Below are 17,702 nucleotides of genomic sequence, written 5' to 3' on the forward strand. Positions count from 1 at the left end.
GGCAGGTGCCGGCCCCGCCGCGTAAGCCGATGCTCGCCGTCACCGGCGACCTGCCCGCCGGCCCCGGCTGGGGCTACGAGTTCAAGTGGGACGGCGTCCGGGCGCTGGCCGACGTCGCCGCCGGCGGCGGCCGGTTCTTCGCCCGGTCCGGGGTCGAGATCACCGTCGCCTACCCCGAGTTCACCGCCCTGACCAGGCTGTTCGACGACGTCCAGTTCGACGGCGAGATCGTCGTGCTCGACGAGGGTGGCGTGCCCTCGTTCACCGCGCTGGCCGAGCGGATGCACGTACGCGACCCGGGCCGGGCGGCGCGGCTGGCGGCGACCGTACCGGCCATGTACATGATCTTCGACCTGCTCCGGCTGCGGGGCGTGGACCTGACCGGACGGACCTATCGGGAGCGGCGCGCGGAACTGGACGGGCTGGAGCTCGTAGGACCACGCTGGGCGGTACCTCCGACGTTCACCGACGGCCCCGCGACCTACGCCGCCGCTCGCGAACACGGCCTGGAGGGAGTCGTCGCCAAACGGCTCGACTCCGCCTACCGTGCGGGGGTGCGTACCCCCGACTGGGTCAAGACCAAGGTCGAGGTGACCGCCGACTTCGTCGTCGGCGGCTGGCGACCCGGCGCCCGTCGGCTCGGCGGGCTGCTGGTCGGGGTGCCCGGTCCGGACGGGCGGCTCACCTACCGGGGCCGGGTCGGCGGCGGCATCGGGGCGGCCGCCGAGCGCGACCTGCTCGCCGAACTCGAACCACGCCGCGCCGACGCCTCACCGTTCGCCCCTGGGGTGTCGCGCGAGGACGCCCGGGGCGCCCACTGGGTACGCCCCGAGGTGGTCGTGGAGGTGAAGTACGGCCAGCGCACCCCCGACGGCCGGCTGCGCTTCCCCCGCTTCCTGCGGCGCCGCCCCGACCTGCGACCGGAGGACGTCGATGGCGAGTGGTGACCGGATCAGGGTCGAGGTCGGCGACCGCGAACTCGACCTGTCCAACCTCGACAAGGTGCTCTACCCGGCGAGCGGGTTCACCAAGGGTGAGGTGATCGACTACTACACCCGCGTCGCGCCGGTCCTGCTGCCACACCTGCGCGACCGCGCACTGACCCGCATCCGCTATCCCAACGGCGTCGACCAGCAGTTCTTCTTCGAGAAGAACGCCCCGGCGAGCACTCCGGACTGGGTGCGGACCGAGCGCCTGCCGGCACCCGGTTCGACCAAGAACCGGGAGAAAATCGACTACGTGGTCGCCGACGACCTGCCGACCCTGGTCTGGCTCGCCAACCTGGCCGCCCTGGAGTTGCACACCCCGCAGTGGCGGATCGGCACCCACCCCGACCTGATGGTGGTCGACCTCGACCCGGGTCGCCCGGCCGGCCTGCGCGAGTGCTGCGGCGTCGCGCTGCTGCTGCGCGAACGCCTCGCCGACGACGGCCTGGTCAGCCAGCCCAAGACGTCGGGCAAGAAGGGCATGCAACTGTGCTGCCCGATCTCCGCCGGGCAGTCCGCCGAGGTGGTCAGCGACTACGCCCGGCGGATCGCGGAGGAACTGGAACGGACGGCACCGAAGTCGATCACCTCGAAGATGGCCCGCAACCTGCGCCCCGGCAAGGTGTTCATCGACTGGAGCCAGAACAACGCGGCCAAGACGACCGTGGCGCCGTACTCGCTGCGCGCCGAACCGCAACCCTTCGTCTCCACCCCGCTGACCTGGGCCGAGGTCGAGGCGGCCGCCGACGGCGACGCTCGGGCCGTCCGCCCGTTCACCGCCGCCGAGGTCCTGGACCGCGTCGACCGGTACGGCGACCTGATGGCCGACCTCGTCACCCCCGGCCCGGCCCTGCCCACCTGATTGCCCCCACCCTGACCCCACCCGCGCCGGCCGATCGCCTAGTCCGGCCGATCGCCCAGTCCGGCCACCCGCGCCTGCCGACCGACCGCCCTATCCGGCCGATCGCCCGGACTGGCCGATTCCCGGACCGGCCGATTCCCGGACCGGCCGATCGTGCGGTCAGGGCGGCCCGGGCGGCGGGTCGGCCGTTGGTGAAGCCCGACTGCCTCGCGGTTGGGCTCTCCGGCCGGGCACGACATAGCTGTCCAAGACAACAGCGAATTCGCTGTGGCCCACATCAGCAATACCTGGCGCACGCCGTGCCGGAGTGCTCGGCGCCTGACACCCGCCTCGGCGCCGCCCGCCACCCACGCCCGCCCCGGCGATCCCCGGATCAGTCGGTCGACGGCAGCGGCGGGCCGAGCACGTCGTCGGCGTCGACGATCGTGTACGCATACCCCTGCTCGGCCAGGAACCGCTGCCGGTGCGCGGCGTACTCGGTGTCGATCGTGTCCCGGGACACCACCGTGTAGAAGTGCGCCTGCCGTCCGTCGGACTTCGGCCGCAGCACCCGGCCGAGCCGCTGCGCCTCTTCCTGCCGGGACCCGAACGTGCCGGACACCTGGATCGCCACCGCCGCCTCCGGCAGGTCGATGGAGAAGTTGCCCACCTTGGAGATCACCAGCGTCGACACCTCGCCGGAGCGGAACGCGTCGAAGAGCCGTTCCCGCTCCTTGTTGGTCGTCGACCCCTGCACGATCGGCGCGTCGAGGAACTCGCCGAGCTGGTGCAACTGCTCGATGTAGGCGCCGATGACCAGCACCTGGTCGCCGTGGTGCCGCTCGACCAGGCGGCGGACCACGGGCAGCTTCGTACGGGCCGTCGCCGCCACCCGGTAGCGCTCCTCCGGCTCGGCGACGGCGTACGCCATCCGTTCGGCGTCGGTCAGCGTGACCCGTACCTCGGTGCACTCGGCCGGGGCGATCCAGCCCTGCGCCTCGATGTCCTTCCAGGGCGCGTCGTAGCGCTTCGGCCCGATCAGGGAGAAGACGTCGCCCTCGCGGCCGTCCTCGCGGACCAGGGTCGCGGTCAGGCCGAGCCGGCGGCGGGCCTGCAGGTCGGCGGTGAACCGGAAGATCGGCGCCGGCAGCAGGTGCACCTCGTCGTAGATGACCAGGCCCCAGTCGCGGGCGTTGAAGAGGTCGAGGTGGGTGAAGGCGCCACCGCGCCGCGCGGTCAGCACCTGGTACGTCGCGATGGTGACCGGCCGGATCTCCTTGCGTTCGCCGGAGTATTCGCCGATCTCCTCCTCGGTCAGCGACGTCCGGGCGACCAGTTCCCGCTTCCACTGCCGGCCGGCGACGGTGTTCGTGACGAGGATCAGCGTGGTCGCCTTCGCCTCGGCCATCGCCGCCGCCCCGACCAGCGTCTTGCCGGCGCCACAGGGGAGGACTACCACGCCGGAGCCGCCGGCCCAGAAGGTGTCGACCGCCTCGCGCTGGTACGACCGCAGCGTCCAGGCCGGCCGGCCGTCCTTGCCGGCCTCGGCGAGGTCGATCTGATGCGCCTCGCCGTCGACGTAACCGGCCAGGTCCTCCGCCGGCCAGCCGAGCTTGAGCAGCGCCTGCTTGAGCCGTCCGCGTTCGGACGGGTGCACGACCAGGGTGTCGTCGTCGATCTTGGCACCGAGCATGCCGGCAAGCTTCTTGCTCTTGGCCACCTCGATCAGCACCATCCGGTCCAGGGCGCGTAGCACCAGACCGTGCGTGGGGTGGTTGGCCAGTTGCAGCCGGCCGTACCGGTCCATCGTCTCGGCGACGTCGACCAGCAACGCGTGCGGCACCGGATAGCGAGAGAACTTGATCAGGGCGTCGACCACGCCCTCGGCGTCGTGGCCGGCGGCCCGCGCGTTCCACAGCCCGAGCGGCGTGAGCCGGTAGGTGTGCACGTGCTCCGGCGAGCGCTCCAGTTCGGCGAACGGCGCGATCGCGATGCGGCAGGCCTGCGCGTCGGGGTGGTCGACCTCCAGCAGAAGAGTCTTGTCGGACTGGACGATCAGCGGACCGCTGTTCACGCCGGTTTTCCCCCTCGACCGCGCGGAAAGGACCCTCCAGTGTTGCACGCACGCGACGGTCCGGTGCCGGTCCGCGGCGGCCGCCCACCGGCCGTCCGACCTGCCCTGACGGGGCGAACCCGGAGCGGACTCCGGGGCGAAAACCCTGTCAGAAGCGCCGCACTGCTGCCAGTCTGGATGGAACCGGCTGGTGGAGACGGGGAGGGCGCATGTCAGTGGATGGTGAGACGGCCCGCCGAACCGAGCCGGGGTACGCCGCGTCCGACGATCCGGCGCCGGTGTCGCGCGCCACGATCGTCGCGTACGGCTGCGCCGCCGCACTGCTCTTCGGCTGGTTCCTCTTCGGCTGGCTGGTCCAGCAGCAGGGCTTCGTCGACTCGGTCGGCGAGGCGCTGGGCACCGCGTCCGCCCTGCTCCTGCTGGTGTCGATCGTCGGGATGGCCCGCCGCCACCGACGATGAGCGGGTCAGGTCACTCCTCGACGACCGCCGCGGTGATCCGGTGCAGGGCGAACGTGTGCAGCGTCTCCGTCCGGTCGTCCTCCGCGCGCAGGTAACCGCCACCGATCGACACCGGTCGCAGCAGCCGCGACGTGGTGCCGCCGTGCGCGTCGACGTATCCGACCCAGACCTGGGACCGGTCCCGGACCGCCTGCTGCAGCACCGCCAGCGCCTGGGTGTGGGCCTGCACGGTGGTCAGCCGCTCGCCGTTGCGCCCACCCGCTGTCCGCATCGTCGCCGGCGCCCGGCGAGCTGCCCGGGCGGCGGCGTCGCCGCGGCGGAGTTGTTCGACGATGCCCAGCACCCGGGGCTGGGTCAGGGCCGGCGCGGCCAGCGGGTCGGCGCCCCGGTCGGGCGTACGCAGCGGTGCCCGGCGGACCTTCGGCCGGGACAGCACGGCGGCGCCGCTCGCGTCCTCGGGCACGGGGGCGTAGCCGGCCTCCCGGAGCGTGGCGAGCAGCCGACCGGTCTGGTGCGGGGTCACCAGCACGGTCGGGGCCAACCGGCGCAGCGCCAGCACCGTCAGCCGCCGGTCGGCGAGTGCCTGGGTGAGCAGGGCCTCGTCGTCGCTGCGCAGGTATGACCCGGCCGGCCCGGCCCGCAGCCCGCCGTGCTTGCGGGCGGTGTCGTCGACGAGGTAACGCAGCGCCTGCGGCACCGGGGTACGCGACCGGCGGTCGAACAGTGCGTGCAGGTCGTCGGCGGAGTATCCGGCGTCGAGGGCGCGGCGGACGCTGGCCGGGGTGACCCGGTAGACGCTGGCTCCGCCGGCTGACTCGGGCTCGGCGACGACGTCCAGTTCGGCGGCGAGGGCCGGTTCCGGCGGACCGGGTACGACCACGGTCAGGTCGGCCTGCACCAGCAGGTGGTCGACCGGGGCGGGCAGCAGCCCGTCGAGTGTCCGGGCCACCGCCGGCAGGTCGGCCGGGCTGCCGACGGTCGACCGTACGCCCAGCGGGTCCTCCTCGACGGTGGACGTCCGGTCCGGTGTCGTCTCGGCGAGCAGCACCCGTCCGAAGCTGGTGAGCGCGCCGAGCCCGGTCACGCCGAGCCGGGCGGCCTCGGCCAGCGCGTCCCGGTAGGCCGACTCGCGGCCGCGGCTGCGGCGTGGTGCTTCCCAGGCGAGCAGGTCCAGCACCTCGTCGGCGGTCGGCGCGGCACCGGGGGCGAGGTCGGCGAGCACGCCGAGCGCGGCCCGCCGGGTGGCCGGTGCCGAACCGCGCCCGACCTCGGTGGACAGTACGGTGATCGGCCGGTCCCGGTCGTCGCGCTGGCCCACCAGGCCGGCCTGGCGGGGCATCCCGAGCCAGCCACGGGCCAACTGCTCCCAGCGGGCCGACAGGGGCATCACCCGCCACACGTCGTAGCCGGTGGTCGGCAGGATCTGGCTGTCGCCGCCGGCCCGGTTACCCGCTCCGGGCACGTCGGCCGGGCCGAGTAGCCCGGCCGCGTATCCGACCTCGATCAGCAGTGCGGCCGGCGCGTCGTCGAGGCCGGCGGCCTTCGCCAGCCGGCGCAGTTCGCGTACGCCGATCCCGCCGGACCGCAGCACCGGTGCCGGCTCGGCGGCCAGCGCCTCGGCCAGTGCCTCGACGTGCCGGATGACCTCCATGGCCTGGCCGGCGCCGGCCGAGTCGACGGCCTTGGGTTCCCGGCCGGCGGGGACCGGGACGGGTGGCCGGGGATGCAACGGCCCGAGCGCCCCGGTGTCGCGGCGCAGCAGCAGCCCGATCTCGCGGGGCAGTTCGACGGCGTCGGCGTCGACCGAGAACGCCCCGTCGGTGATCGTCACGAGCAGGTTGTTGTCGAGCAGCCAGCCGACGGCGGCACCGGTGGCGGGCGAGCCGACCGGCGGGCCGGCGGCGAGCCGGTCGAGGACCGCCCGCGCCGGCTGCGGGGCGGCCAGCACCGTGCGGCGCAGCCGGGCCGGGTCCGCGACCAGGGCCGCCGTCCGCGAGTCGAGGTCGGCGGCCGGTCGCCCCAACCCCGCCGGGTACGGCGAACTGACCTCGTCGACGGCGTCGACCAGGCGCAGGGCGGTCTCCGGGCCGTAGACGATGAACCGGGCCCGGAGCCGGTCGAGGGCGGCCCGGGCGGTGGCCGCGTCGACGCCCTGCGCCGGTACGGCGGCCAGCGCCAGCACGGACTCGACCGAGGTGGTGCCCTCGTCGGCGGTGCGGGCGAGGCGTACGGCGTCGAGGACCTGCAGCGTGAACCGGTCGAGCCCGTCGAGCGCCCGGGCCACCGAGACCCGCGACTGGGCGCGTGCGGCCAGCGCGCCGATGTCGGTCGGCACGGGTACGACGAGATCGGGGCGCAGGCGCAGCAGGGCGCCGAGCGCTTCGTCGGGCAGCGCCCGGAGTTGGTCGGCGAGGGTGGTGGTCATCGTCTTTCCACGCTATCCGGCCGGACGTGGATGATGGGCCTCGGTCGCCCGTGCGGGTGGCGTGCGACGATGATCAGGTAAGGAACGGCGGGGAGGGAGTTTCAGGATGGCTCGGGACGGCGGACGGCGGGTGCCGGAGCGTGACGCGGCGGGGACGGCGCGGGACACCAGGGTCAAGCCGGTGAAGCAGGGGCACCTGGCGGTCACCGAAATCACCTTCTCCCGGCCGGGTGGTCCCTCCCCGTTCGGCGACGACGTGCAGTTTCCGCTGCCGGTGGAAGACCTGAACTACACGCACGTCAGTCGCTGAGTCCGGCGGGGGAGTGATTGTCGTCACGTCCCCTGACCGGTCCGGGAAGCATCTGTCCCGGTGCGGGCGGCGACCGGTGGGGCGTCGGCCGGCCCGGGCGGATTCTCGGGCGCACTCGACGGGTTCCTACGGATAGCCTTGTCAGGTCCGTAATTTCGACGAAGCAGGGGTCATCGGTGCCGACGGGGCGAGTTAAGTGGTACGACGCGGCCAAGGGCTACGGGTTCGTCACCAGTGACGAGGGTGGCGACGTCTTCCTGCCGAAGGGCGCGCTGCCGGCGGGTGTGACGGAGCTCAAGGGTGGCCAGCGGATCGAGTTCGGGCTGATGGACAGCCGTCGGGGTGCGCAGGCGCACGGCGTGAAGCTGCTCGACGCCCCACCGTCCATGGCGGAACTTCGCCGGCGTCCGGCCGAGGAACTGCACGGGCTGGTCGAGGACATGATCAAGGTTCTCGAGGCCAAGGTGCAGCCCGACCTGCGGCGCGGCCGGTTCCCCGACCGCAAGACCGCCCAGAACGTCGCTCAGCTCGTCCACGCGGTGGCCCGCGAGCTGGAGATCTGAGGCGTCAGACCGGCGTCGGCGGCCCGGCGCAGCAGCGCGTCGACCGCCGCGTGCCCGTCGCGGCCCAGGTCGGCGGTGAAGTCGTTGACATACAGCGCGATGTGTCGGTCGGCGACGTCCGGCTCCATCTCCTGGGCGTGCGCCATCACGTAGTCGCGGCTGGCCGCCGGGTCGGCCCACGCCTGGCGGACCGACTCGCGGATCCAGCCGGCGGCGGCGACCGGGTCGACGGCCCCCCGCCGGGCCAGGATCGCGCCGAGCGGGATCGGTAGCCCGGTGTCGTTCTCCCACCATTCGCCGAGGTCGACCAGGGCGGTCAGGCCGTAGCGGGGATAGGTGAAGCGGGCCTCGTGGATGACGAGGCCGGCGTCGTACCGGCCGGCGGCCACGCCCGGCATGATCTCGTGGAAGGGCACGACCTCGATCCGGGCCGGCGGGTGGTCCGCCGCCCAGAGCCGGAAGAGCAGGTATGCCGTCGTCCGGTCGCCGGGTACGGCGACGGTCGCCCCGGTCAGGTCGGTGGTGCCGGCGCCGGTGCGGGCGAGCAGGAGCGGGCCGCAGCCCCGGCCGAGCGCACCGCCGCACGGCAGCAGCTCGTAGTCGTCGAGCAGCCAGGGCAGCGCGGCGTAGCTGACCTTGACGATGTCGTACGCACCCCGCTCGGCGGCGGTGTTGGTCACGTCGACGTCGGCGTAGGTGACGTCGACCGCCGGCGCCCCGGGCACCAGGCCGTGGACGAGCGCGTGGAAGACGAAGGTGTCGTTGGGGCACGGCGAGATGGCCAGCGAGATCGTCACGCCCCCACCGTATCCAGCGGCTGGCCAGCCCGGCGCGGCGGTTGTCAGGCGAGCCGGGTGGCGGCGGTGGTGAGGGCGTCGAACGCCTCCCGCATCCGCCACGCGGCCCGGTCGCGCGGCCCGATCGGGTTCGAGACCGTACGCAGCTCGGCGAAGGGAACACCGGCACCGGCGGCGGCACACGCGACGCCGTACCCCTCCATGGCCTCGGCCACGGCGTCGGGGTGCCGGGCGGCCAGGGCTTTCGCCGAGTCGGCGCTGCCGGTGACGGTCCCGACGGTGAGCACCGCGCCGGCGGCGGCGGCGGGCAGCGCCCGGCGCAGCGCCGCCAGCAGCGGCGGGTGGACCGGCGCGACGGTCTCGCCGAAGCCCAGTTCGTCGAGGGGGATGAAGCCGTCGGGCGACTCGGCGCCGAGGTCGGCGGCGATGCTGCGGTCGGCCAGTACGGTGCCGCCGACCTCGACCCGGTCGGTGAACCCGCCCGCGATCCCGGCGCAGATCACCGCCGTGTACGGCCGTCCGGCGCCCTCGGCGAGGGCGAGCAGCCGGGCGGTGCCCGCGGCGGCGGCCGCCGGCCCGACCCCGACCGGGGTGACGGTCACGGCGGCGTCGCCCAGCCCGGCGCGTACGGCGGCGGCCTCGGCCTCGACGGCGGTGACCACCAGCAGGCGGTCGGCGATCATGCCGGCCCCCGTGATTCGCGGCTGGTCTCGTCGTCGCCGGTGCCGGGCCGGGGAACGGCCGACGAGGGGCGGTAGATGTGGTAGCCGGGTGGGGCGGTGGCCTCGGGCCGCTCGACGGGGGTGGTCGGCCGGTCGCCGACGGACTGGGTCGGCGTCCGGGGCGTCTTCTCGAGCCGGGTGGGCGGATCGTCGGGCGCGCTCTTCGCCGGTTCCCTGGCGGCGGCCTTCTTGCGGATGAACATCCTCCTGATGCCGCTGGCTTTCTGGTTCGGCCCGGGGCTGTCCGGGTCCTTCCCGGCCGCCGGGCCGGTCGGGGCCGGTTTCTCGGCGTCACGGTCGGGGGCGGGTGGCGTCGGCGGGTCCGCGCTGTCGGTCGGCTCTTCGCCGTCGGCCGTCGGCCGGCCCTGCAGCCTCTCGGCCCGCAGTCGGCCGGCGACGAACACGGCGCGGGCGGCGGCGAGTACGCCGATCCCGGCGACCACGCCGATGCCGACCCGGCCGTCGAACGGGATCAGACCGACCGCGCCACCGGCGACGAAGGCGAGCATGAGCACGGTTTCGGAGTGGGCGAAGGCGCTGGCCCGCATCCGTTCCCGGACCCGTTCCTGGATCGAGGCGTCGACGGCGAGCTTGGCGATACCGCTCATCACGGCGCTGGTCAGGCACAGCAGGGCGACCATCAGCAGCGAAAACTTGATCGTGGCGAGGATCGCGACACCGGCGACGATGACCAGCCCGCTCGACTGCAGCGCGAGCGGGTGGTGGATGCGTAGCCGGGTCCCGATCGCGGTGGCCAGGAAGGTGCCGACGGCGAGCGCGGCACCGACCAGGCCGAGGGCGGCCTCGTCGCCGAGGTCGCGGCCGAACACCACCGTGGTCAGGTCACCGGCCTTGATCGCGAAGGCCAGGAAGAGGAGCAGGAAACCGTAGAGGGCACGCAGGCTGGCGCTGCCGATCAGGGCGGCGAGGACCAGCCGGCCGGACAGCACCCGTTCGCCCCGGCCCCGGCGGAAGCCGAGGATCTGCCAGGCCCGGGGCACCGTCTCCGGGGGATCGGAGTCGGCGCGCGGCGGCAGCCGCAGCGCGATCACCATACCGACGAGGAAGATCACCGAGGCGACCCGCAGTGGCCATTGTGGACCGAACCAGAACGCGGCCAGGCCGAGCGGGGCCACCACGGCGCCCGCGATCGTGCCGTAGACGCTGGCCCGGGCGCCGGCCTGGGACAGGCCGAGCTTCTCCGGCAGCAGCCGGGGCACGGCCGCCGACCGGGCGACGCCGTAGGCCCGGGACAGGGCGAGCACCCCGAAGGCGGCCGGATAGAGCCCGAAGCCGTGGATGTAGTCGGAGATCAACCAGGCGAGGAACGCCCGGCCGAGCATGGTCGCCGCCAGCGCGTAGCGCCGGCCGTGCCGGAAGTGGTCGAGCAGCGGACCGACCACCGGGGCGAGCAGCGCGAACGGGACCATGGTGACCAGCAGGTAGAGGGCGACCTTGCTGCGGGCCTCGCCGAGCGGCGCGTTGAAGAAGATCGTGCCGGCCAGTCCGATCGCGATGAGCGTGTCGCCGGCGCAGGACACGGCGTGCAGGTCGAAGAGGCGGACCATCCCGGGTTCGCCGCCGGCGCCCTTCTCGCGAATCCGGCCGACCCGGCGGGTCGCCCAGCGCCCGCCGCTGACCGAACCTCTGGCGAGCACGCGGGTGCCGCGGAACGCGGAACCGATGGTGCGCCCGAGCGACGGAAAGAGCGGCATGCCTCCCATCCTCGCCCATCCGATGGGTCTTCGTCCCATCCGGCAGCGGATCGGATCGGGGAGTGCCTGTCGACGATCGGCCGGCATGAGGAACAATGTTTGTGTGACCAGGACGACCACTCGCGCCGCCCGCCTCGACCAGGTCTGTGCCTCCGCCGTCGACGTGGCCCGCGCCGCCATCACCGAGGTCGAGCCGGAGGGCGTTGGCGTCCACCTGGAGGCGGTGGTCGAGGGTGACCGGCTGGTCACCCACCTGTTCGAGTGCCTGCTGCCCGGCTACCGGGGCTGGCGCTGGGCGGTCACCGTCACCCGGGTGGCCCGCAGCAAGCACGTGACGGTCTGCGACACCGTGCTGCTGCCCGGCACCGACGCGCTGCTCGCCCCCGGCTGGCTGCCCTGGCACGAGCGGCTTCAGCCCGGCGACCTGGGCGTCGGTGACCTGCTGCCGACCGCGCCCGACGACGAGCGGCTGGCCCCGGGCTATCTGGAGTCGGACGACCCCGCGGTCGAGGAGGTCTCCTGGGAGCTGGGCCTCGGCCGGGCGCGGGTGCTGTCCCGCGAGGGCCGCGCCGACACCGGCCAGCGCTGGTACGAGGGCGACCCCGGGCCGGAAGCGCCGATCTCGGTTGCCGCGCCCCGCACCGCCCGCTGCGGGTCGTGCGGGTTCTACCTGCCGCTGGCCGGTGCGATGCGGCTGCTGTTCGGAGCCTGCGCCAACGTCTACGCCCCCGACGACGGCCGGGTGGTCAGCGCCGACCACGGCTGCGGTGCCCACTCGGAGACGCTGACCGACGTCGCCCCGACGCCGGTCGACGAACTGCCGACCGTCTACGACGACAGCGAGGTCGAGGCGGTGCCGGTGCACGTGACCGCCGCTGCGGCCACGACCGGCGGTCCGGTCGCCGAGGACGAGCCGGCCGAGCCGTACGGGCACGGCTGACCGGAGCCGGCCGGCTGGGTCAGCCGGCCGCGGCGCGGCGGCGCCGCCGGTTGGCGTCGTGTTTCATCATCACCGCCAGGCCGGGAAAGCCCATCAGGAAGCCGGCGAGGCAGGTCCAGAGCCAGTCGGTGTGCCCCTGATCGGCCAGCCAGCCGCGGAAGAAGACCAGCAGGACCAGGCCGGCGACCGCCCACGCCACGATGCCGGCCACCGCGAAGGGGACCATCGGCGGGTCGAGCGGCTCGGGCTTGGGGCGGTCGGACACGAGGGTCAGCCTACTGCGCCGGCTCCCGGCTCCCTGGTCGCCGCGCGAATATCGAAGATCGTAACCAGCTGGAATTTCCCTGGAAACGCCTGATCTGCGATCATGCGCGCGGCATCATGTGACCAGTGCGGTGAGGACCAGATGGACAAACGCCCGACGGGCACCGGGACGACCGTTGCCCGCAACCGCTTCGACCGCTATTTCGAGATCTCCGCGCGTGGCTCGACGCTGAGCCGGGAGGTCCGTGGCGGTCTGGCGACCTTTTTCACGATGGGGTACATCGTCGTACTCAACCCGTTGATCCTCGGCAACGCGGTCGACGGTGACGGCCGGCGGCTCGCCATGGCGGCGATCGCGGCGGCGACCGCCCTGGTCGCCGGGGTGATGACGATCCTGATGGGGGTCGCCGCCCGCTTCCCGCTGGCGCTGGCCGCCGGTCTCGGTGTCAACGCGCTGGTCGCGTACGAGATCGCGCCGCAGATGACCTGGGCCGACGCGATGGGGCTGGTGGTCATCGAGGGGGTGCTGATCGGCATCCTGGTGCTGACCGGCCTGCGTACGGCGGTGTTCCGGTCGGTTCCGGTCCAGCTGAAGACCGCCATCGGGGTCGGCATCGGCCTGTTCCTGACCATCATCGGCCTGGTCGACTCCGGTTTCGTCCGGCGTGTTCCCGATGTCGCGAACACCACCGTCCCGGTCGGCCTCGGTATCAACGGCAGGTTGGTGAGCTGGCCGGCGCTGGTGTTCGTCCTCGGCCTGCTGCTGACCCTGGTGCTGGTCGTGCGCCGGGTCAAGGGCGCGATCCTGATCGGCATCTTCGCCACGACCCTGCTGGCGATCGTCGTCGAGGCCGTGGCGAAGGTGGGCCCGTCGGTCGTGGACGGCGTACCGAACCCGAAGGGCTGGTCGCTGAACGTGCCGGCGGTGCCGGAGACCGTGGTCGACGTTCCGGACCTGTCGCTGCTGGGGCACTTCAACGTGCTCGGCTCGTGGGAACGGGCCGGCTGGCTGGTCGCCCTGATGTTCGTCTTCACGCTCCTCATCACGGACTTCTTCGACACGATGGGGACGATGGTCGCGGTGGGACAGGAGGGCAACCTGCTCGACGACAAGGGCATGCCACCGCGTACCCGGGAGATCCTGCTGGTCGACTCGGTCGCCGCGGCGGCCGGTGGCGCGGCGAGCGTATCGAGCAACACGTCGTACATCGAGAGTGCGGCCGGTGTCGCGGAGGGGGCCCGGACCGGGGCCGCCAACCTGGTCACCGGCGGGCTGTTCCTGCTGGCGATGTTCTTCGCGCCGCTGGTGGTGGTCGTGCCGTTCGAGGCGGCGTCGACCGCGCTGATCGTGGTCGGCTTCCTGATGATGACGACGATCCGCACGATCGACTGGTCCGACTACGAGATCGCGATCCCGGCGTTCCTGACCATCGTGCTGATGCCGTTCACATACTCGATCTCCAACGGCATCGGCGCTGGCGTGATCACGTACGTCCTGCTCAAGGTCGTCCGTGGTAAGGCCCGCGAGGTGCATCCGCTGCTGTGCGGGGTGGCCGTGCTGTTCGTCGTGTACTTCATGCGGGGCCCGGTCGAGGCGCTGATCTACTAGCGGGTTTTCCGACGTACCGTGCCCGGTGGCCTCCGCCGGGCACGGTACGGTGACGGCTGTCATATCGAGTGGTCGTTAGCATCGCTCATTAGTTAGGCTAACGATCGTGACGGAGCGGACGGTGATGGCGAAGCGTTTGCCGCCGGCGCAGTTGGCGACTCTCCTGCGCGACGCGATCACCCGGCTCAACCGACGGGTCCGGCAGACCCGCCCGGTCGGCGACCTCACCGCGACCCAGCTCTCCGCCCTCATCAGTCTCGAACTGGGGGGCGCGCTGACGCCGCGTGAACTGGCCGACATCGAACGGGTCCAGCCGCCGACGATGACCAGGATCGTCGCCAAGCTGGAGGAGCGTGGCCTCGTCGGCCGCACCCCTCACCCGACCGACGGCCGGCAGGTCATCCTCGCGGTGACCGAGGCCGGGCGGGAGATGCTCGACCAGATCGAGCGGGCCCGCGACGAGTGGCTCGCCAGCAGGCTCGCGGAACTGACCGCGGCCGAGCGCGAGACGCTGTCGAGCGCCGCCGAGATCCTGCGGAGGATCGCGCGCGCCTGACGGCGCGTGGGGCCTCGGATCTGCTTCGTCCACTGTGGATGACGCGTACGATCTGAGGAGGCGCACCCCGAGTGCGGGCAAAGCTGAGCAGCACGTTCCAGTCCCTGACGGTCCGCAACTACCGGCTCTTCGCGATCGGTCAACTGATCAAGCTGATCGGCGTCTGGGTGATGTTCATCGCCCAGGACTGGCTGGTCCTCGAACTCTCCGGCGATTCGGCGACCGCCCTCGGCGTCGTGGTCGCCCTCCAGTTCGCGCCGGTGCTCCTGCTGACGCTGCTCTCCGGGCGGCTCGCCGACCGTTACGACAAGCGGATGCTGCTCCTGGTGGCCAACGCGACCTGGACGGTGCTCGCCCTGGCGATGAGCCTGCTGGTGGTCACCGGGGTCGTCCAGCTCTGGCACGTCTTCGTCTTCGCCGGCCTGCTCGGTGTGGCCAACGCGGTGGAGACCCCGGTCCGCCAGGCGTTCGTGTCCGAACTCGTCGGCACCACCCTGCTGCCGAACGCCCTCGCCCTCTCGTCGGCCACGTTCAACACGGCCCGGGTCCTCGGACCGGCGCTGGCCGGCGTGGCCATCGCGGTCTTCGACGTCGGCCCGGTCTTCCTGGTGAGCGCGGTCGCCACCGTCGCCCCGCTCGTCGGCCTGATGCGGATGCGCAGCGCCGAGCTGCACCGCGCCGACCTGCTGCCGATCGGCGAACGTGACAACGCCAAGGTGGTCGACGGGCTGCGGTACGTCGCCCGGCGACCCGACCTGCTGCTGCCGATGGCGCTCATGTCGATCATCGGGATGGTCCTGTTCAACTTCCAGATCACCCTGGCCGCCCTCGCCAAGACCGTCTTCAACACCGGTGCGGCCACCTTCGGCGTGTTCACCACCATGCTCGCGCTCGGCTCGCTGGCCGGTGCCCTGGCCGGCAGCACCCGCCGGGAGCGGCCGTCGGTGTGGCTGGTGCTCGGTGCCGCGGTCGGCTGTGCGGTCTTCGGCACCCTGGTCGGCCTGGCGCCGACGTACTGGCTGGTCGTGCTCCTGCTGCTGCCCGCGGGCTTCTTCATGATCTTCTTCGCGCAGGCGTCCAACCAGCGGGTCCAGCTCGGCGTCGACGCCGCCTTCCGGGGCCGGGTCATGGCCCTGTGGGTGCTGGTCTTCCTGGGCACCAACCCGGTCGGAGCCCCGCTGATCGGCTGGGTCGCCGAGACGTACGGCGCGGCGGCGAGCATCTGGCTCGGCGGTCTGATCTCCCTGGCCGTGGCGCTGCTGGCGCTCGCCTGGCAGCTGCACCGGACCGGTGCCCGCCTCCGGCTGCGGATCCGCCCGCTGCCCGCGTTCTACGTGGTGCCGGCGGCAAAATCCGAGCCGGCTGTCACACCCGTCTGATTGTCTGTCCCGATGCAGAACACCCGCTACCTGGAGTGCCTGGCGAGCGACTACCGCCGGCTGCGCGAGGTCGTCTCCGGCGGGCCGCTCGACGCGGTCGTACCGAGCTGCCCCGACTGGTCGATGGCCGATCTCGCCGGGCACGTCGCCCACGTCTACCTGCACAAGACCGAGTGCATACGGCACGGGGCGGAGCCCGATCCATGGCCGCCGGAGCTCTCCGGCGAGGAGCCGGTCGCGCTGCTCGACCGGTCCTACGCCGCGCTGACCCACGAGCTCACCACCCGACCGCCGGAGGCTCCGGCCGGCGGCTGGTACGAGCCGGACCAGACCGTCGGCTTCTGGATCCGCCGGATGGCGCAGGAGACCGTCGTGCACCGGATCGACGCCGAGCTGGCGGCCGGCGTGCCGTCCGTGACCGTCCCCGACGATCTCGCCGTCGACGGCATCGACGAGGTGCTCGAGGTGTTCCTGGCCTATGCGACCCGCGCCTGGCCGGAATACTTCACCGAACTGATGGTGGGTAACGACGGGCGTGGGGTCATCGTGGCAGGTGGCGGGAGCAGGTGGCTGGTCCGGCTCGACCGTGACGTCGTCACGGTGCGGCCGGCGGGCACCGACGAGGCGGACGCCCGGGTCAGCGGCGATCCCGCCGCCGTCCTACGGTGGTTGTGGCGACGGGTCGACGACGACGCCGTCCGGATCGAGGGTGAAAAGGACCTGGTCGTCCGGCTCCGTCAGCTTCTCGGAGTCGCCACCCTGTAACGGATGAAGCCGATCCGACGGTGGACGTCCGCTCCGCCGTCCCGTGCCGAAGGTTGTGGCCCCTCGTGGACGCCCTGGTGTTGCCACTGGCGCTGCTCTCCGTGCTGTGCCTGCCGGCGGCCGTGGCGGCGCTGATCTGCGCCGACGAGATGATCGACCGGCTGACCGCCCGGCTCGTCGCGCGCCGCCGGGCCCGGCGCGAGCGACGTACGGTCGCCCGGTTCGAACGGGACGCCGGCCCGGGCGCGATCACATCCGCCCGGGCGGTCGCCGGCCCCTCCCGGCAGGTGCCCATCGAGCAGCTCGCGGCCGACCTGCGCCGGCTCGCGGTGCAGCGGCGCTACCTGGGCAGCGAGAGCCTGCTGTGGCGCAGCGCGTTCGCGCAGGCATACGACGACCGGCTGCGGATGGCGAGCCAGAGCCTCGGCATCGCCCAGCACCTCGACGAACTCGCCGGCTTCGACCTCGACATCGAGCGGATCCGGGTGGAGGGCGAACTGGCGGCCGCCGGCCTGATGCTGCCGGCCGCCACCACCTGGCAGCGGCGTGAGCCGAGGTGAGACTCTTCGTCGCCCTCTATCCGCCGCCCGACGTGGTCACGCACATCGGCGCGTACGTCGACCGGCTGCGGGTCGGCCGGGCCACCGCCGACGGGGTGAACGTACGCCTCGCCAGCGCCGACAACCTGCACGTCACCCTTGCCTTCCTCGGCGATGTCGACGAGGGGCGGCTACCGGACGTACGGGCGGCGCTGGACCGGGCGGCACCGGGCTGGCGTACGCCGTCCCGCCGGCGTGGAGCCCGCCGGCCGGACCGGTCCGACCGCTGGCGCCACCCACCGGAGCCGGTGCCCGAGCCCGACCTGCTGGCGCCCGAGTCCGACCTGGCGGTGGGGCCGGTGCCGCCGGGTGGTGTGGCGGCGGTCGCCGGTGGGCCGGTGGCGCGACTGCGGCTGGCCGGCGGTGGCCGCTTCGGCCGTGGCCGATTCACCGTGCTGTGGGCCGGGCTGGATGGGGACGTCGATGCGTTGTACCTGGTCAGCGGCGCGGTCCGGAGCGAACTCAGGCGGTCCCGGCTGCCGTACGACCGGCGGCTGCTGCGGCCGCACCTGACCCTTGCCCGGCCGGGGGAGCGGCTGCCCCGGGCGGCCGTCGACGCCGACCTCGCCGACCTGGCCGAATACGTCGGCCCGTGGTGGCCGCTGGCCGAGATGGTGCTGATGGCTAGCCATCTCGGCCCGCGACCGACGTACGACCGGCTCGGTTCGTGGCCGCTGTGACCGGCGGCCGGGCGGT

The 17,702-nt window shown here is 72.9% G+C and carries 16 protein-coding genes and 2 pseudogenes; 12 read left to right on the plus strand and 6 right to left on the minus strand.

All coding sequences use genetic code 11. The features are described 5' to 3' along the window. The first annotated feature begins 5 nt into the window (after nt 1-5). A complete protein-coding gene (gene ligD / locus AB0I42_RS16785; RefSeq protein WP_357538246.1) occupies nt 6-947 on the plus strand; it encodes a non-homologous end-joining DNA ligase in 942 nt (313 codons plus the stop codon). Then, nucleotides 934-1,848 carry a non-homologous end-joining DNA ligase gene (gene ligD, locus AB0I42_RS16790; RefSeq protein ID WP_357538248.1) on the plus strand — a complete coding sequence of 305 codons (915 nt, stop codon included), beginning with the start codon at nt 934-936 and terminating at the stop codon, nt 1,846-1,848. Before ligD (AB0I42_RS16785) ends, ligD (AB0I42_RS16790) begins: the two co-directional genes overlap by 14 nt. A 373-nt stretch (nt 1,849-2,221) precedes the next feature. Here the strand turns inward: ligD (AB0I42_RS16790) and AB0I42_RS16795 are convergent, their stop codons facing one another. Then, complete coding sequence (locus AB0I42_RS16795; RefSeq protein ID WP_357538250.1) at nt 2,222-3,901, minus strand: DNA repair helicase XPB; 1,680 nt, start codon at nt 3,899-3,901, stop codon at nt 2,222-2,224. Nucleotides 3,902-4,110: 209 nt separating this feature from the next. Here AB0I42_RS16795 and AB0I42_RS16800 point away from each other — a divergent pair, with 209 nt between their 5' ends. Next, nucleotides 4,111-4,362 carry a hypothetical protein gene (locus tag AB0I42_RS16800; RefSeq protein ID WP_357538252.1) on the plus strand — a complete coding sequence of 84 codons (252 nt, stop codon included), beginning with the start codon at nt 4,111-4,113 and terminating at the stop codon, nt 4,360-4,362. Between the two features lie 10 nt (nt 4,363-4,372). Here AB0I42_RS16800 and AB0I42_RS16805 read toward each other — a convergent pair whose 3' ends face one another. Further along, complete coding sequence (locus AB0I42_RS16805; RefSeq protein ID WP_357538254.1) at nt 4,373-6,787, minus strand: helicase-associated domain-containing protein; 2,415 nt, start codon at nt 6,785-6,787, stop codon at nt 4,373-4,375. A gap of 184 nt (nt 6,788-6,971) precedes the next feature. Here AB0I42_RS16805 and AB0I42_RS16810 point away from each other — a divergent pair. Together AB0I42_RS16810 and AB0I42_RS16815 are read left to right on the plus strand one after the other, a co-directional pair. Next, a pseudogene (locus tag AB0I42_RS16810) lies at nt 6,972-7,097 on the plus strand (succinate dehydrogenase/fumarate reductase iron-sulfur subunit); the annotation flags it as partial. Between the two features lie 176 nt (nt 7,098-7,273). Beyond that, nucleotides 7,274-7,660 (plus strand): cold shock domain-containing protein, encoded by a 387-nt coding sequence (locus AB0I42_RS16815; protein WP_357538256.1) that lies wholly within the window; start codon nt 7,274-7,276, stop codon nt 7,658-7,660. Here AB0I42_RS16815 and AB0I42_RS16820 read toward each other — a convergent pair. The 3 genes and pseudogenes from AB0I42_RS16820 to AB0I42_RS16830 all read right to left on the minus strand — a co-directional run bounded on the left by AB0I42_RS16820 (nt 7,621) and on the right by AB0I42_RS16830 (nt 10,903). Next, nucleotides 7,621-8,457, minus strand: coding sequence for a 1,4-dihydroxy-6-naphthoate synthase (locus tag AB0I42_RS16820; RefSeq protein WP_357538257.1), 837 nt, complete (start codon nt 8,455-8,457; stop codon nt 7,621-7,623). The two genes, AB0I42_RS16815 and AB0I42_RS16820, sit on opposite strands and share 40 nt — an antisense overlap. Nucleotides 8,458-8,501: 44 nt before the next feature. After that, a complete protein-coding gene (locus AB0I42_RS16825) occupies nt 8,502-9,140 on the minus strand; it encodes a futalosine hydrolase (protein WP_357538259.1) in 639 nt (212 codons plus the stop codon). Next, a pseudogene (locus AB0I42_RS16830) lies at nt 9,137-10,903 on the minus strand (MFS transporter). The gene AB0I42_RS16825 and the pseudogene AB0I42_RS16830 overlap by 4 nt, the downstream one beginning before the upstream one ends. Between AB0I42_RS16830 and AB0I42_RS16835 the strand changes: the two are divergent. After that, a complete protein-coding gene (locus tag AB0I42_RS16835) occupies nt 10,893-11,834 on the plus strand; it encodes a DUF3027 domain-containing protein (protein ID WP_357538261.1) in 942 nt (313 codons plus the stop codon). The pseudogene AB0I42_RS16830 and the gene AB0I42_RS16835 overlap by 11 nt on opposite strands. Nucleotides 11,835-11,853: 19 nt before the next feature. On the opposite strand, the gene AB0I42_RS16840 is transcribed toward AB0I42_RS16835, so the two are convergent. Further along, the gene (locus tag AB0I42_RS16840) at nt 11,854-12,060 is read right to left on the minus strand and encodes a DUF2530 domain-containing protein (protein ID WP_357538486.1); all 207 of its coding nucleotides are present in this window, start codon (nt 12,058-12,060) and stop codon (nt 11,854-11,856) included. A 180-nt stretch (nt 12,061-12,240) separates the two neighbouring features. Between AB0I42_RS16840 and AB0I42_RS16845 the strand changes: the two genes are divergently transcribed. The 6 genes from AB0I42_RS16845 to AB0I42_RS16870 all read left to right on the plus strand — a co-directional run bounded on the left by AB0I42_RS16845 (nt 12,241) and on the right by AB0I42_RS16870 (nt 17,686). Then, nucleotides 12,241-13,707 carry an NCS2 family permease gene (locus AB0I42_RS16845; RefSeq protein ID WP_357538263.1) on the plus strand — a complete coding sequence of 489 codons (1,467 nt, stop codon included), beginning with the start codon at nt 12,241-12,243 and terminating at the stop codon, nt 13,705-13,707. Between the two features lie 106 nt (nt 13,708-13,813). Further along, nucleotides 13,814-14,263 (plus strand): MarR family transcriptional regulator, encoded by a 450-nt coding sequence (locus AB0I42_RS16850; protein ID WP_357538264.1) that lies wholly within the window; start codon nt 13,814-13,816, stop codon nt 14,261-14,263. Nucleotides 14,264-14,334: 71 nt separating this feature from the next. Beyond that, a complete protein-coding gene (locus AB0I42_RS16855; protein WP_357538265.1) occupies nt 14,335-15,642 on the plus strand; it encodes an MFS transporter in 1,308 nt (435 codons plus the stop codon). A 12-nt stretch (nt 15,643-15,654) separates the two neighbouring features. Beyond that, complete coding sequence (locus tag AB0I42_RS16860; RefSeq protein ID WP_357538267.1) at nt 15,655-16,407, plus strand: maleylpyruvate isomerase family mycothiol-dependent enzyme; 753 nt, start codon at nt 15,655-15,657, stop codon at nt 16,405-16,407. A 65-nt stretch (nt 16,408-16,472) separates the two neighbouring features. After that, nucleotides 16,473-16,967: a hypothetical protein gene (locus AB0I42_RS16865; protein WP_357538269.1), complete on the plus strand. Its 495-nt coding sequence runs from the start codon at nt 16,473-16,475 to the stop codon at nt 16,965-16,967. Further along, nucleotides 16,964-17,686, plus strand: a complete 723-nt coding sequence (locus tag AB0I42_RS16870) for a 2'-5' RNA ligase family protein (protein ID WP_357538270.1) — start codon at nt 16,964-16,966, stop codon at nt 17,684-17,686. Before AB0I42_RS16865 ends, AB0I42_RS16870 begins: the two co-directional genes overlap by 4 nt. Nucleotides 17,687-17,702: the final 16 nt, after the last annotated feature.

Origin of the sequence: Polymorphospora sp. NPDC050346, assembly GCF_040655695.1 — a bacterium.
Classification (GTDB): Bacteria; Actinomycetota; Actinomycetes; order Mycobacteriales; family Micromonosporaceae; genus Polymorphospora; species Polymorphospora lycopeni.